Annotated in this window: 10 protein-coding genes; all 10 read right to left on the bottom strand. The window is 54.6% G+C overall.

Translation table 11 applies throughout. The features are described from left to right. Positions 1–45: 45 nt before the first annotated feature. The 10 genes from HSW_RS07705 to HSW_RS07660 all read right to left on the bottom strand — a co-directional run bounded on the left by HSW_RS07705 (position 46) and on the right by HSW_RS07660 (position 16,341). The gene (locus HSW_RS07705; protein ID WP_071883081.1) at positions 46–4,362 is read right to left on the bottom strand and encodes a choice-of-anchor D domain-containing protein; all 4,317 of its coding nucleotides are present in this window, start codon (positions 4,360–4,362) and stop codon (positions 46–48) included. A gap of 168 nt (positions 4,363–4,530) precedes the next feature. Continuing rightward, positions 4,531–7,872 (bottom strand): T9SS type A sorting domain-containing protein, encoded by a 3,342-nt coding sequence (locus tag HSW_RS22645; RefSeq protein WP_052346228.1) that lies wholly within the window; start codon positions 7,870–7,872, stop codon positions 4,531–4,533. A gap of 541 nt (positions 7,873–8,413) precedes the next feature. After that, a complete protein-coding gene (locus HSW_RS07695) occupies positions 8,414–9,940 on the bottom strand; it encodes a carboxypeptidase-like regulatory domain-containing protein (protein ID WP_044001461.1) in 1,527 nt (508 codons plus the stop codon). Positions 9,941–9,987: 47 nt separating this feature from the next. Beyond that, positions 9,988–10,509, bottom strand: a complete 522-nt coding sequence (csgH, locus tag HSW_RS07690) for a curli-like amyloid fiber formation chaperone CsgH (protein WP_155832876.1) — start codon at positions 10,507–10,509, stop codon at positions 9,988–9,990. 18 nt (positions 10,510–10,527) lie between these two features. Next, positions 10,528–11,109: a hypothetical protein gene (locus tag HSW_RS07685; protein WP_044001459.1), complete on the bottom strand. Its 582-nt coding sequence runs from the start codon at positions 11,107–11,109 to the stop codon at positions 10,528–10,530. Positions 11,110–11,198: 89 nt separating this feature from the next. Further along, entirely contained in the window at positions 11,199–12,071 is an 873-nt protein-coding gene (locus HSW_RS07680; RefSeq protein ID WP_044001458.1) for a hypothetical protein, read from the bottom strand. A 237-nt stretch (positions 12,072–12,308) separates the two neighbouring features. Then, a complete protein-coding gene (locus tag HSW_RS07675; RefSeq protein WP_231501367.1) occupies positions 12,309–13,634 on the bottom strand; it encodes a CsgG/HfaB family protein in 1,326 nt (441 codons plus the stop codon). Positions 13,635–13,760: 126 nt separating this feature from the next. Further along, on the bottom strand, positions 13,761–14,183 hold the full coding sequence (locus tag HSW_RS07670) for a curli production assembly/transport component CsgF (protein WP_044001456.1): 423 nt from the start codon (positions 14,181–14,183) through the stop codon (positions 13,761–13,763). Positions 14,184–14,227: 44 nt separating this feature from the next. After that, a complete protein-coding gene (locus tag HSW_RS07665) occupies positions 14,228–14,857 on the bottom strand; it encodes a CsgE family curli-type amyloid fiber assembly protein (protein WP_044001455.1) in 630 nt (209 codons plus the stop codon). A 293-nt stretch (positions 14,858–15,150) separates the two neighbouring features. After that, complete coding sequence (locus HSW_RS07660) at positions 15,151–16,341, bottom strand: glutathionylspermidine synthase family protein (protein ID WP_052346227.1); 1,191 nt, start codon at positions 16,339–16,341, stop codon at positions 15,151–15,153. Positions 16,342–16,345: the final 4 nt, after the last annotated feature.

Genomic DNA, 16,345 nt, shown 5'->3' with positions numbered 1-16,345 from the left:
CCGTTTCCAGTTGGAAACGGGCTCTTTTTGTTGACACCTTGCTACTTACTGTTTCACAAAACGGTGCGTGGTACGGCTGACGGCGGTAGTCACTTCCAACTGGTACAACCCAATCGGCAGGCCGGCTATAAGTAGCGTAGCGGCCCCGCTCAAGCTACCGGTAGCCACCGTGTTTCCGGTAGAGTTTAGGATCCGGTAACGGGCTACTTCTGCAACCGGCAATTCCACCCGCAACTCGGCGTGGGCTGGGTTGGGATACACGTTGAGTTGCAGTTGGTCATTGATTACCTGCACCGCTGAAAAAGCTTCTTTTCCATCCCTATCCACTTGGCGCAACCGGTAGTACGCCACGCTTTGGCGAATGGGCTGCGGATCGTATGCCTCATAGCTGGCGGCGGTGCCTTTGGCTTTTATGGTGGTCATCTTCTGAAAACTTCGGGCATCGGTGCTGCGCTGTACCTCGAAGTAGTGGCTATTATGCTCGGCGGCCGTTTGCCACGCTAGGCGCACTTGGTCTTCCTGGCGGCGCGCCGTGAAGGCTACCAGCTCTACAGGCAACGGGTTGAGGGCGTAGCTGGGGTCAGTGCTGGCTAGGGCGAAGTCGCTAAATGAGGTAAAAACGTCGGATGTGAGCGAACCGGCCACAAAGGGTCCAGTCGTTCCTCCGCCTGAACTGGCCAAGCGCCCAATGGATTCCCACGCCCCGCCGTTACCACGTTTGGCTACGACCAGGGACGCTGCTGCCGGGTCCGTTACTTGGTCATCGGTATCAAAGTTCAGGGTAACGGTACCGCTGAAACCAGCGGGGGACACCGTCGGCGTAATGGTTACGAACCGGATGCCGGACACGCGGGAGAGTGGTGCCTGCACCGGTGTGGAACGGGCGGAGGTGTTCTGCAGATCGGTTACATACGTGGCGGCGGTAGCCTGGGTATTTATGCGCAGACTGATGGGCCGGTAATGTCCGCCCTTGCCGATGGGAAACACAACATCGGTAGGAGTTGTCGTTACTACGCCAGTCTGGCGAGCCAGCGGACCGACTATGTAGCTGCTGCTGCTCCCGCCACTCAACACGGCATTAGCGGTTAAGGTCAGCAGATTACTGGCAGTGGTAGTGAGCGTGCCGGCACTCAGCTGTAGCCGCGTGAGGGTGAGCGGCCGAGCCAGCGCTACGCCGGCGGCATTATCCAGCTGCAGGCGCGAAGTACTTCCGAAAGTAAGCGTGCCCGCACCACTTATGGTTTGTGGGGCCAGTCCATTCAAGGCCACTGTTTCAATTCCTCCGGCATCCGGAGCAAAGGAAAGCGTGCTACCGGCATCAACCTGAATGTTGCCGCCAATGAAAATAGTATTGTCCAGATTCAGACCCACATTGCCGCTGGTTACCGTCAGGTTGCCTAAGATGGTAAGCGTACCGTTCGCCCCGGAGGAGGTGTTTACGCCAGTACCCACGTTGAACTCCAGGTGGCCAAACGTACGACTACTGAGTGGCGGCACCGAGTTATTATCCGGGATACTATACACGTATCGGCTGGTAGGCTCCAGCGTAATAACCGAACCCGGCGCGGTAACGGCGAAAGGCTGCAGACCACCGGCCTGCTCCAGCCGGGAGCCGTTGCGAAAAATTACGCTGCCGGTATAGGCTGTTAGGGCTCCAAATGGGTTTCCGGCCACGTTCAACCCGCTCCTGAACGAACCACCACTCAGAAACTCAATGCTGTTGGTCCCATTCCCCAGTAACCGGTGGGCTCCGGTGTTGGAGCTTGCGGCTTCGAATGCTACCGCTCCGGTAATAGCGGCAGTGGCACCAGTGCCCAGCTGCAGCGTGAGGCCGGTTTCGGTACTCCCGGGGTTCATGACCGTCAGGCTGGAACCGGCTGTAACCGTCAGGTCGGAACCCGTAGCACTGCCGTTGCTGATAGTGAGCGTCCGGTTGCCAGTGTTGTTGAAAAGTACGGTGGCCGCATTACGAATAAGTAATTGCCCGATAGTTTGTACTGAACTAAAATCAGCTGTTACAGTGGCAGTTGGCGTAATAGCTCCATCAAACACTACCACGTCGCTGCTACTTGGGGTGGAGCGACTGGGCGTCCAGCTACCGGCGGCGGCCCAGTTGGTACCGGTACCGTTCCAGGTATAAGTAGGCGGCACGGCCCCAGTGAGATTCAGGATATACGGGCTTTCGTCGGCATCGTCGCTGGCAATGCGCAGCGTGGCGGTTTGCGGAGTGGTAGCAGTGGGCGCGAACGTGACAGTAAAGGTTGTGCTGCTACCGCTGCCCAGAACCGTGGCAGTTGGTTGCGCCGTCAGCGTGAAATTGGCAGAGCCGGTGAGTTGCACGGCCGGGTTACCCAGCGTCAGATCAGAAGTACCCAGATTGCGGATGGTGAACGTGCTGGAGGCAGTATTGTCTACAGTTACGAAGCCAAAATCATAGGTTCCATTAGAGGGAATTGAACTGGCATTCTGCACCAGATCTATTTCCGGGCCGTTAGTGGGTACGTAATCCGCAATAGTCACATCATCGATGTTGATGCGGCTACCCCCGATTTTACGCACGCGCAGCCGCACATTACCTGCGGTATTGACGGTAAAGCTGAACGTAGCCAGTGCAGTGGAAGTTAGGTTGACGGTGTTACCCGCCTGACTCCAGGTGCCGCCTTGGTCAACCGATACTTCTACTACAAAAGTACCACCCGTGTCACCGGCGTAGTTGGCTGCTTTAAGCGTTATATCAGCCGCGCCGCCAGCTTTGTCGAACAGCATCGTCAGCAAGCCGGTACTCTGAATCCGTACCGATTTAGTACCGTTTTTAGCATCGTTGGCGGAAGTGCCTACCAAGGCGTTGTTCAGTTCCCAGAAACCCGAGGCAAATGTCACGTTTCCGGTAGCGTACGAACTTTTGCTACCCTGCTCAAACGGCTCCACTAGCCCCGCAAACGGCACCGAAACGATAAACGCTACTGCCCCAGACGTACCGCCCCCGGGTGCCGGGGAAATAACCGTCACCGGATAGGATCCGGCCATTGCAATGGCAGTTGCCGGTACCGTGGCGCTTAGCTGCGTATCAGAAAGGTAGGTAGTACTAAGGGCCGAACCATTAAAGTCCAGAACGGAGGAAGGCAGAAAATTAGTCCCGGTGGCCGTTAGCGTAAAGCTAGCTGCACCTGCAACCTGTGTACCCGGATCAAGGCCGGTAAGCGTTGGCACCGCATTTTCTACGCTGAAGCTGGTGCCGGAGGTGGCTGTACCGCCGGCCATAGTGACCGTAATAGAGCCGGTTGTCGCCCCAGTTGGAACCGTTACCGTTATGGTGGTAGCATTCGTAACGGTGTAACTACTAGCCGCTGTCCCATTGAAGCGTACAACAGTAGCCCCGGTAAGATCTGTTCCGCTGATAGTAACCACCGTACCGACTGGGCCACGGTCGGGCGTAAAGCCTGTAATGGCCGGCGTTGGAGTAGGAGCCGTTACGTCGAAAGTACTTGTAGCGCTGTACGCGGTGGTTCCGTCGCTCAGCACCACTGCCGCCGCACCAATGGGCGTTCCGGCCGCCACAGTAGCGGTTACGCTGCTGGCAGTAGCCGAAACGTTAGTGGCACTAATACCGGCAAAGGTGACGCCTGTAATAGTCGCCAGATTAGTACCACTGATGGTTACCACTGTTCCGACCGTCCCCGTCTGTGGCGTGAAACCGGTAATAATCGGGGCCGTGCTACATAAGGCCGCCGCCGTAGCCGAGTTGCGGGGTGCAACGGCCACCGGCTCGAAGTCAGTATTGTTGTTGTTGCTATCCGTGCAGCCGCCACTGAGGCGTGTTACACTGGTGGTAGTACTTGGGGCAGGAGCCCGACCATTGCCCTCGTAGGCATTGGCGGCACTACCGTAGCCCACAAAGTCCACCACGTTGCCGGAAAAGTTGCTAGGAGCATTGAAGGTGACAGTGGCAGTAGTATTGGCCAGCGCGACTTTCCCCGCAGAACCACTCATATCAATACCACCCATAGCATCAGGAGCAGGTAACGCAACGCCATTTGTTGTGCCACCAGACATTTGCACTAAGTAGTATTTGCCGGCCCCTATGGTTCCGCTTATAGTGGTTTTCCCAGTGAATATCCCACTGCTAGACGCATACTGCACTGACCAGTTGGTCATAGTAACCTGAGTTGTACCCCGATTAAACAACTCTATGAAGTCGTTGCGGTAAGTAGCTCCACCCGCATTGCCGCTCCCATAAATCTGGCTGATGACAACCTGACCTTTAACTAAGGACGGACAGATCAGTAACAGCAGTGCTGTCAGTATATGTAATGTAATCTGGCCTCCCTGAAAGAAGAATGAGCGAGTACGTAAGTGCAACATAGGCCGTTAGGAAACAGTGAGCGCCTTTTTTCAAGCAATTACAAAAGTACAATTTATACTTTCTGTTGTCATATTATAAAGTATTATGAAATGGTTAAGACTAAAAACAAAAAAAGGCCTTCCCAAATGGGAAGGCCTTTTTTTGAAAAGTTTCTGACAGTAGCTGCCTTACTTCTTCACAATACGACGGGTCACTTTTGCGTCACCCTCACCAACCGTTACTAAGTAAGTACCGGCCTGCAGATTCGTCATGTCCAGCTTGCTATCAGCGCCCAGCTTACGGGTGCTGATGAGGCGGCCAGTCATATCGGTAATAACAGCAGTTACACCTTCAGCCGAACCAGCTACGTCAATCGTGAGCTGATCCTGCACAGGGTTCGGGTACATCGTCACCTCGCCCGAGTTCAGGTAGTTAACGGTCACTAGCGAGCTGAAGCTCGACGAGCCGTCCAGATCTACCTGCTTCAGGCGGTAGTAAGAAAGGCCGTTAAGTGGCTTCTTATCAACCTCATTATAAGTAGTAGTGGCGCTCGTGGTGCCTTTACCCTCACGGGTCAGGATAGTTTCAAACGAACGGCCGTCACGGCTACGCTGTACCTCAAACCCTTTGTTGTTCAGTTCCGAAGCAGTTACCCAGTTCAGCGCAACTTGGTTACCTTTCACTTTGGCCGAGAAAGACACCAGCGTAACGGGCAGCGGCGAAGGAGCAATGATACCGGGAATGGTGTTTGGCACCGGCGGCGACAGATAGTTCTCAGCCCCGATTACGCTCACATTGAAGTTGTTATCAATGTTATTGTATTCGAAAGTGTAGAAATAATAGGTTGTTGCCAAATCAAGGCCATCTACTACTACTGTCTGGTTTGAACCGGAATACACCGCGAAGAAACCTGGAGCAATCTGCGGGCCTTGGCCATAGGTCTGGTTGCCGGTCTGGTACGAGTTACCATCTGCAGGCTGACTGGTAGCTGGTAGTTCCGAGTTAGTGCTGGCTACAATCAGTCGACCTTCACCATAGCCTAATGCAGCGTAGTTAGCGGGCAGATTGAAGGTTACCGTAGCAGTAGTATTGTTCCGGGTTACCGTAGCAGTGCTACGCAGAGTAGGCTCTACGTCAATCGAACGAGCCGACAACAGGTCGTTGGCACCGAAGGCCTGTACTGATTTGTTAGCGAAGTCATTGCTCTGGAATTGCAGCGTCGACTGAGCCGAACCTAAGTACGTAGGCTTGTAGCGCACATAAATGGGCTGGTTGATGCTGTACGTAGTAGTATTCGGCGTTAGCGTCACAGAGTTTGTGAACGTCACGTTGTCCAGCGACAATTCAAACTGCGCCACATTGCCGGGGTTCAGCGGGTTAGACGACAGATTTTTTGAAATCGTAACAGGCTGGAGTACGCGCTGTGCATTGATGGTCAATGCCTGCGATGCAGAAGTAGTGTTGATAACTACGTTGCGAACTTCCTGGAATCCATTCGCAATCTGGATAGTCGGCTCACTGGTACCGGCCACTGGAATACCCTGCGAAACTGCGGGGCTGCTGGAGTTCAGAATCAGCGAAGAAGAGCTTAGAGCAGAAGGCGGCAGGAAACGAACATATACCGTGGTAGCTGTTACGTCTGAGCCAGAGTTGCGAGGAACTACAATCGTGTTACCGGTGGTAGTCACGCCAGCAAACGTAGCATCGAGAGACACTTGGAAATACTGGGGGGCAGCTACCGTAATGTCCTGGAGCAGGTTTGAACCCGACAGCGTATAGGACTGTACCGAAGAAGCAACACCAGGCACCGTCGAGAACAGGCTCAGGTTACCGGAAGCGTTAATAACTGAGTTATTACCCGTGCTGTTTGCGGTAATGCTTACTACTACGCTGGTAGCGCCAGTGCTCGAGGCAGTGATGCTGCCGCTGAACGGACCCGAAGCAATTGGACCAGTCAGTTGTACCTCAATGTTGCGGATTGAAACTGAGCCATCGGCGGCCGGGTTGATGGTAATCGGACCGTTCACAAAGCTACCGCCAGCAGTAGCATCACGGAATACGATGTTGTTATTCGAGCCGGTCAGCACCAGAGGAGCCGTCAGATTGCCTGCATTGATCGAGAAGGTCAGCGTTTGGGCTGAACCACTGGCTGAAACGGTTCCGAAGTCAATAGCTGTAGGATTGGCTACGATGAAAGGACCCGTAGGAGCCGGAGTGGCGGTGCCGCTGACCCCTACCCCCGAAGCTGGAGCGCCGGTTGAAGTCACTGTAACCTGGGCATTGTAGTTACCGTCAACAGTAGGCTGGAAACGAACTTCAACGTTCTGATTCACGGAACCGGCAGAAGGTACCAAGGTAATGGCAGCAGAACTGAACGTACCGTTAGGTAGACGAATCTGGAAACCGGCTGGAGGAGTAACCACTACGTTGTTCGTCAGGTTGGAACCTTGTACGTTGAACGTCTGGGCAGCAGAAACCTGACCTACCTGCACCGAGCCGAAGTCCGGCAGCGCAATCGGGCTTACCGTCAAAGATGGCGGCGGCGCAGTAGCATTACCTGCCACATTGGTGGTAACAGTGGTAGCGCCTGTGCTAGCAGCCGATATCTGTGAGAAGTACGAACCGGTTACAGTAGGTACGAACACCACATCAACCTGTTGGTTGACACCGCCATTTACATCCTGTGTCAAAGTAACCGTGGAAGCATAAGCATCGGAGCCTGTGCGCACCAAGAAACCACTCGGAGCTGTTACGATTACGGCGTTAGTCAGGTCGGTACCCGTGACAGTGACCTGCTGAGCAGCCGACTGAGTACCAACCGTAGTGTTAGGGAAGATCAGGCTGGCTGGTGAAATGAACAGCGCAGGAGCCAACGCACGTAGCCTGAAGTCGTCCAGACGGTACTGACGGGTGCTAGCATTGCCTACCCGCGTGAAACGAACACGTACGTTGGTGGCAGCCGGAATAGTAGTGTTTACAGCTACGAATTCCCAGCTTCCGCTAGCAGCGGGACGGGTAAAACCGATGTTGGTGTAGTTGGCTCCACCATCCAAGCTATACTCAGCAATGAACTCATTGGTAGCAGCCGTCTGCGAACCAGCACTGCGAAACAAACCAAACTCCAAGCGTGGGTTAGCACCCGTGCCGGCAGTTGTCGTGTTCAACCCATCAATAATCAGGGTGTAGTCAGTGTTTGGGGTTACCTGTACTCCCTGCGTTGAGGGGTTAGGTTCTGCAAACACAATGCTACGTCCACCACTGGCCCCAGTGTAGTTGCTGGGGTTGTTGTTGTTAGGATTGGCACCCGGCGAAGCAATAGCAGTACCGCTATACACCAGCTGGTCTTCGTCAAACTCTCCGGCTGTCTGTGCCGAGGAAATGGCTTCACGTGCCTGCAAACCGTTAAAAGTTTCCTGATAGCTCATGCTCTGGGCCTGCATAACAAGCGGAGCGAACAAGCCCATCAGTAGCACTACCCAAAGCCAAGGTCGGCTGATTAAGGGTACCGTACTCAAGTAAGATTTTTTCATAATTATGCAAAAAGAAGAAAGTTTCAGAAGAAGAAAAATGGACCGAAGTTGACTTTGTGCTCAGACGTTGATCAGCGGAGTTTACGCAAAAGGATCAGCAATGGATGAGGATATTTTCAATACCTGCATGCATTATTCAAATATAATACTGCATTATCTTTTACCGGAACGCACCATTTTCACAATTCGTGCCAAAAATACCACTTATCAGCAAACAACATATTATCAAAAAATTCCATTCTATATATATTCAAATTATTCATGGTTTACTACATCTGATTTTGCGGCGTTATTATCCACGCAAAAATACTCTACAAACTTGATACTTCTTCGTTCTTAATTTATTAAGTCCTGAATTATCCGCTAGCTGTGGCTGAATCCTACAGTGGCACCAAGCTGAGGTCTTACCATATTCCTATTTTTTTATTGTTTAATATTTAACGTTTTATATATCTCACTCGGTAACAAAGTCCTAACGGACCCGGCCCCATTTCGCATCAAGCAAAATGGGGCCGGGTCCGTGCGCAAACGTAGAATGAGATTATTTCCAGTCCGGCAATGTCGCGTTCTGAAATAGCCGGACTCGGCTGCGGCCGTCTAATTCCATGATATAGATGTCGGGAACCGACTGAGTAACATTATTTACCTGCACGAAGATGATTTTGGATCCGTCCGGAGCGTAGCGCGGTACCACGTCGTTGTATCCTATCGGCTTACCGCCACCGGCGGTACCGCCCGGCCCAGACGAGACATCCACTAGGCCGGTACCATCCAGGTTTTGGGTAAATACGTGTGCATTCAGTTGGCGGCCAGTTCCGTTATCGAAGCCATCCAAGTCGCGCGTGTACATCAGCCGACGACCATCTATGCTGAAGGAAGGCGAGTCCAGCCGCCCCGGCAGGTTACCAACAAGCTGAGCCAGGTTGCTGCCATCGGCATTGAGCAGGTAAATTTCCGCATCATAAATACTTACGCCTACTGTCTGCACTACAATCTTATTGCCTAAGGCAGTCCAGTCGCACTCCCGGAAATGCCGGTCAGCCGGTGCAGTGGCCAGCAGGGTCAGGCCGGTCCCGTCGCGGTTGATGCGGTAAAGCTTGTTGTAGCTGCTGTAAATCAGTTGGGCTCCATCCGGCGACCAGCGGTAGCCGACACCCTGGTTGAAATAGCCATCTATCGGCTGTAATGTCACTTGCCGTATATCCGAGCCGTCTCGGTTCATGGTGTAAATCTGGAATTGCCCCGTTGCATTGGAGGTAAATGCTACCCTGTCACGATTAGGACTCAGCTGGGGGGCGGTTTCGATGAAGGCCGAAGTGGTGAGCCGGAGCAAATTAGCTCCGGTTTCATCAGAAGAGTACACGTCGGTATTGCCGTTTTCCGTCCGGGCAAACAGGAACCGGTTATCGGGTTGCACTCTAGTCTGGAAGCTCCAGATATCGGCCCGGGCAGTGCCACCTGAGGTGTTGCGCACCGTTACCTGCCAATAATACGTGGTGTTGTATTTCAGCCCCGATACCGTAGCTGTAGAGTCTTTCGAGTTAGTCAGTATCTGCCGGCGGTCAGTGGAGTTACTTTCATACAGAATAACGTCGTAGCGTAGTGTGTCGCCGCGCACCGGGTTCACCGGATGCCACGCCAGTTGTACCGTTGTTGGCTGGTTGATGGCTTTATCGGTGGGGGTTGGCCGATTGGGGGCCGCCGGTGCGGTTACCGCGCTGGATTTTTCCAGCAGCACCGCAACAGTAACCGTCTGCGCTTCCGCAATAGTTACGTTCAGTACCTCCTGCCGGTAGTCAGCACGCTTTACCGTGACTGCCAGCTTGCCTTCTGGGGCCTGATCAATGGAGAAGCGACCCTGCGCATCCGTAACGTAGGAACTGGTAGCAGGAGTGGTGGCTACGGACGCATTAGCCAACGGCAGATTCGTGCGGGCATCCAATACCTGGCCTTCCAGCCGCCCATATCGGGTAGGATCAACCGTATTTTCTTCGCAAGAAACGAATAGCACGCAGCACAGCATCAACCACAGCCAGATAGCCCGGGAGCGGGCAACAGAGAGCAGCATAAAACCAGAGAGAGAGAGGGTGGAATTGGGAGGAGCAGGAAAAAGTACTATTGGCCGGTATACTGTAGAGAGTCCGCAGCTACTTCGTTGCCCTGCGTATCAAGCAGGCGCAGGCTGATGGTGTAAGCATCGGCAGGGGAAACTGAAAAAGTCAGTTGCGAGACAACTACATCCCGGCCCGCTCCAAGCCGGCAACGGCCGCTTTGGGTGTTGCGTGAGGTGCCTGCTGCTCCGGTCCGCTCGGCTTGCATTTCGTACCGGAGTTGGGCTTCCATATTGCCATTATTGACACCGTGAGCAAGAATAAGCAACTGCCCGTTCTGCTGCCGGGCCTCAAGCTTAGCTTGGTATTCGCTGCCGGCCCACCCATTGCCAAGAGGCATCTGCATGCTGCCTGCAAAGATGAAGAACCAAGAAGTCAAGATGAATGAACACATAAGATGAGAGGTTTGAATAATTGCAGAAAGGAAACAATTTATATAATTAAAACAAAATAATATATGAAAATAAGCACAAAAAAAAGAGAAGCCACACATTACCTTGTGTGGCTTCTCTTTTCCCTGCTTCAAAAGAATAGTTCTATTGCTCTAAGGTCCGTGCTCAATTACCACGCGCATGTTGCCTGTCATCCGTACTTCGTAGCCAACCGGGGTACCCTGGCTATTTTCGCGCTGAATCAGCTCGTTGCGGCCCCCGGTCTGCTCAATTACGTACGTGCGCTGGTTTACATTCAGGTCCTGCTGCACCCTGTTGGCATTGCCCGACTGGCTGATAACCGACTCTACCTCAGAGCCTCGCATACGGCTGGCTACTTCGTTGCCGTTTCCCTGCTGCACAACTCGCTGCTCCAGGCCACTACCCTGCTGCTGGACGTTCAGGAGGTTGTAGTCGCCTATCTGCTCAAGTTGGACCAGATTGCTGGCGGAGCCGGTGAGGGCCTGCTGGTCGACGGTGAGCCGGTTGGCGTTACCTTGTTGCACCAGCATTGCCTGGTTGCGAGTACCGGGGGTAGCCAGCAGTTGCCGGACTTCATCTAGGCTGCCTACACGCCGTACGAGGGCACTGGCCCCACCTAGTTCATCGTCATCGGAGGCCTGTTGTGCCCGGGCAGGCTGCAGTAACAGCAAAAGTGCTACCAGCAGTGCTGCACTGTTCAGAAGTTTTTTCATATCAGTTGTGCTCGTTGAGGAGGCCTACTGTATAAACGAGTACGGAGCGCCACTCAACAAGTAGCGCTCCGTGCCTGCGGGGAGAAAAACTATGGGTGGTCCTGACGAACAACAACTGAGTTCAGGTTACCCGTTTGCGAAATGTCGCTCCACTGGCGGCCTGCCTGCGCCCCAGTTCCACCGTAGCCGCTCTGGCCCTGATAGGTTTCGGCGGAGTTGCCACTGCCATGCTGCGACTGACGGGCCCAGTTTTCGTTGGTATCCTGGTCAATCAGCGCGGTGTTGCTGACACCCATATCCTGGGTTTGGACAGCCGTGTTTTTGTTGCCATCCTGCGTGATAGTAGCTGTATGGCCTACCCCATCCTGGGTCTGATAGGCTTTGTTATCGTCACCGGTCTGATACGTATAGGCCCGGCTGCCAGCAACGGCCACCGACTTCTGCTTCTGATCCGACATGTTGCGGTTGCCGCTCTGTTCCGAAACAGCCAGGTTACCGTCACCGTTCTGCAGTTGCGTAGCCGTGTTGTCGTCCCCTATCTGCCGGATGCGGGCATCATTGAACCAGGCGGGAGCAATCTGCTCGTTTTTCTGGGTTTGCGTGGCCGTATTGCGGTTGCCGCGCTGGAACGCCGTGGCGCTGTTATCATCACCATTGGTGCTCTGGGTAGAAGTGTTATCGTTGCCGCGCTGCTCGGCCCGGGCCGAGTTACGCGAGGCCACTCCGTCGGCGGCACCACCCGAGAAGGTTTCCAGCTGGGTTTGCGTGGCTCTGTTGCGGCTACCAACCTGCTCAATATCAGCATCGTTGTCAGCACCGCGCTGCGTTACGGTAGCCTGGTTGCTATTACCGCCCGACTGCATTACGGAAGAGGCGTTGTCACCCTGGGCACGGGAAGAAATCTGGGCATTAGCAGCACCGGCAAGCAGCAGCGCACCTACAAGGAAAGAGAGCTTTTTCATGGGGAATGAAATGATGGGTTAGAGAAGGATTTTGGGGGAATAATGGGGAATGAAGAAGTTCCCTCCGGAGGAACAGTACAAATATATGTTAGAATCATTACATGTCAATAGCTGTGAAATTATTTTTGTCAAATTTTTTATTTGCAAAGTATAATAATCCACACTAAAGCCTTTCTATATCTGATAAACAGGGGGTTACCACTAGCTGGCTGTATCGGCAGCCGCAGTTTCTCCGGTTCAACGGTCTGTTACACTGGTCGGCTTGCTGCTCCGCTTACCTAGGTAACAGGTAACTCCTACCCTCCCCGACCAGTAATAGTCGTTGTATTTCCCTTGGTCGAAGCGGTCAACCTTGTCGGAGAAATACCACCGCTGGCTAAGCTGCACACTCAGTCCCAACCGGTCAGTCAGCAGGTATTCGCCTCCCACTGCGCCCACTGCGTGTGGATACAGATTAGCCCGCTGGACGCTGGTTTCCCGGGTGGTAATGCCGGCACCGGCCGTCAGGTAAGGCGTGAACCGTTCTAATGGGAATAGCCGCCACTGAGCGCCCAGCTCCGCGTAGCTGTATTGCTGACTGAAGCTACGCCCGGCGGCTAACTCTGAACGGCCTATGCCAACAAAACCTGCCCAGCGGCTCCCGGCAGCCTTTTCATAGGAAAAACGAATATCGGCGCCGGGCCGCCACTCTGCCCCGCTGAAGTCGCCGGCGTACTTTTCTGCACCGCCCAGCACGCTTACTCCCAAGGCAGCGCGCCGCTCCCGCAACGGCCGGCCCACAGCATCTATGTGGCGGTTATCCTCTTTTTCGCGCAGATACGCCTGCACCTGAGGCCCGTTGCGCTCAGCCGGGTCGCGGGTTTCCCAGAGGCCGCTTTGTACACCTTCCAGCACTAGAGCTTCCACGGCCTTCTCAATGGCTTCTTTCAAGGCCATTTCCGAAGGCTCGTTATACGTAAAGCCGGTTTCGGTTTCCAGCAGCCGCTTGAAGCTCACGAACTGGAACAGACTGGCATCTACCTGCTGCGACAAAATGGTTTTGGAGGTGTACACCGTTTTTAGGACCTGCCCGGAACTGGTACTGATGGCCCGCAGATACACCGTCACCCGATCCTGCCGGTACTGCCCGGAGGCACCCATACCGAAGTACCGCACCCCGGCCCCACCGGTCAGCATGTTGGCATCGTAGGAAATAACGCCGCCTTCCAGGATGATACCCGCAAACAGTAGTGGCGGCAGCATCGGCTGCTTCTGGCCAGTTTGCTCCCCGTATTCGGCACGGGTAGAGCGAATGATTTTCCGCTCGTTGAGCAGGTTGCCCAGGTTTTCGCGCTCAATTGGCTTAAACCAGCGTGACTCTTCCAGGGCCCGCATCAGAATGGTAGTGGTGCCCTGCGAAATGGCCGTGGAAAAACTGGAACCGTTGGCGGTGGGCTTGTACTGGCCCGTCTGGTCGCGGAATTTGTACACAGCCGCCACTACCGGCTCTTTGGCTACCGGCAGACGCTGCAGATCCGACAGGCGGACGACCTCCGCGCCCAAACGGGCACTTTCCGTACGCATAGGCTGATGGAAATAAGGGGCACAGCCGGTGAGCAATGCGCACGCGCCAAGCACGGATCGACGGATAAACATGGGTGGGAACAGGTTGGGCGGGAGAGATACAGGAACCGAGGGTGCGGGCTACCATCAGGGAGTGTTGGGTATCGTGACGGTCGTCTGCCCACCCGTGGTAGTGTCGGTAATGAGAATACTCACGCCTGAGCCGGACGGGGTTACCTGAATCTGGTAGCTTCCTATATTATAGGAGCCCTCCCGAATCTCACCGCCATTGCCAAACTGAGAATTCACGAAACGGGTAGTCAGCAAACTCAGAATCTGCCGGTTGAGGTTGTTCTGAAATTCCGAAAGAGGGTCGGTATTCTGGTTGTTGCGGCTGGCGCTGGGGTCCTCAATCTTGTTCTGCGACTGGGCTGAGCTGAGCAGCCAGGAGTAATTGAAGGTATTGCCCCCTCCGAACGAGGGGTTTTTGGGCTCGTACACGAAATCCTGGGCGTGTGCCCGGCCAGCTCCGAGCAGCAGACCCAGGAAGAGAAGGAAGAAGTATTTCATATATAGCGGGAAAAGAGGTGGGAGGAAATTGAGGTGGGAAGAAGTCAGTAGATGCCCGAGCCACCCAGATCCTCTTTTTCGAGCTGGCGGCTAAGGTTACGCTGTTGCTGGAGGTAATCGGCGGCAATGGCGGTAGCATCTGCCACAGCCTCCTCAATCAGCTCCGGGTTGGGCTGCAGCGGCATTTCCAGCAAATCCTCTTCATTCACGCGCAGGGTAACCAGGGTACTGTTGGCCCGGCCAGGCTTTTCGCCAATGGTGATGGTAAATTCCTCAATGCCGGCGGGTGCTTCCCAGGTGTTGTAGAACAGGTCGTAGAAATCGTGGCCAGGCTTCGTAATGGTCTGGTCGAGCACCAAGCTGGCAATTTCGGTGGTCGTTACGGCCTTGCGCCGCACCGACTGCAGAGAATCGGCCCGCAGAAGCAGTTGCAGGGCTTCTTCGAGCTTCCGGGCCGGAATGCCGCCGTTTTCCGACTCTCTCACCGGAGCCTGATCTGTAGCCTTAGGGGCCGCGTCGGCGCGCGCCGGACGTTTGCGCTCCGCCTGGGCAAAACCCGGCTGGCTACAGAGCAGACACAGCAGCAGGCAACTCAGGCCCCACATCCAGGGCCGCCACCACAGTACAATGATTTCCGGCTTGGTACTCGAAACGGGTTTTCGGGAGGGTTGCATAGGGGCAATAGCAGGATAGCCCACCGAAAAACGGCAGGTAGTGAACAAAGAAGAAAGAGTAGGAAGTAGACTGACTCCGAAAGAGGCGAACAGTTTAGCGGTATAAATGTAAATATTTAGAAAAATAATACAAGTAATAATCAGAAAAAATTGAAACTAAATACGCTTTAACTAGACAATACTCATAAAAAGCACTCAAAATGGTGCAGGAGTAACTGACAGAGAAAACGAAAGTCGGACCCCGCATCTGACTAACGCAGATACGGGGTCCGACTTTCTGGCTACAGTTGGCCTTACGCTAAGAGATGAGGCACAAATTCCGACAGGTTGGTGATGATGCCCTGCTCGCGCCGAAAACCAATAGCGCAGGACGAGCCTGCCCAGAACACTCCCGCCTGGTACTGCCGCTGCCGGACATCGGTGGGCAATTCGGCAAAGCGTTGGTATACCATGCGTTGCCCGGCGTAGTCCCCTGCTGCTGCGGGGGCAACGGGTGAACCGGCTCCCAGTTCAGTCACGTCCTGCCCCTCGCGACCCAGCACGGGTTTGCGCACCTGATGCCCCGGCAGTTCTCCCAGACTGGCTTCCAGCAGCAGCGGATGGTGCGGAAAGCACTGCCAGAGCCAAGCCAGAATAACTTTGCTCTGGAACAGCAGCGTATAAGCCGGGTTAGCAATAATCAGGTCACGGCTGCGAAGCAACTCCGTCAGGTCGCGGGTGAGGTCGGGTTCTTCCTCAGCCAACAATTCCCAGGGCACCAGCTTACACAGGAAGCTGAAACGCTGCCACTGCTCAGGGCCGGTTTGCGCCCACACGCCCCGCTCGTCACCCGCCAGTGCCACCTGCATGGCATCAGCGGAGCAGACGTGAACCTGCTGAAACCCCGCTTCACGGGCGGCTTCAGCCAATACGGCGCAGTTGGTGGCATCTTCTGAGCTGTCGGGCAGATGGATGAGCAGGAGGCAGGGTTCCAAGTCAGAGTTCATGTCCCGCCACTTGGCAAACTGCGCCTGCACGCCTTCAAACAAGCCATTAGCCTGCCGGTCATCGTCGGCCAGACCAGCGGCCATCAGGCTGGCCCACTGAATTACGGCCGTTTCGGGGATGCTGGTGGCGGTATCGGCATTAAACTCAATCAGTTTGGGGCCTTCGGGAGTAGAGGCCAGATCAAAGCGGCCGTAAAGGTGCCAGTGCCGGTCATCGTTCCAGGAGTGGCGCACCGCCTCCCACAACAGCTCCGGAATGGCTAGCTCCTGCAGCAGCGTATCGGGAATGGGGTCCGGAATACTTTGTAGGAGTAACTCATACAGCGTGTCGGCGGCTTCCAGCAACTCGTCGGCGGTGGCTTCGGGCAAGCGCACCGCTTCCCGGGCCACGTAGTTTTCGCAGGCATCTTCCACGGCCCAGTCCCAGCCCAGCTCCCGAATTGCGGGTTCTACATTACCGGCTAAAGGCACCAGCTCAATTGTTGGCGTCTGCTTCATATAG

The sequence above is a fragment of the Hymenobacter swuensis DY53 genome (genome assembly GCF_000576555.1).
Classification (GTDB): domain Bacteria; phylum Bacteroidota; class Bacteroidia; order Cytophagales; family Hymenobacteraceae; genus Hymenobacter; species Hymenobacter swuensis.
Note: the sequence above shows the minus strand (reverse complement) of the source record. Positions and strands in the feature narration are given on the sequence as shown.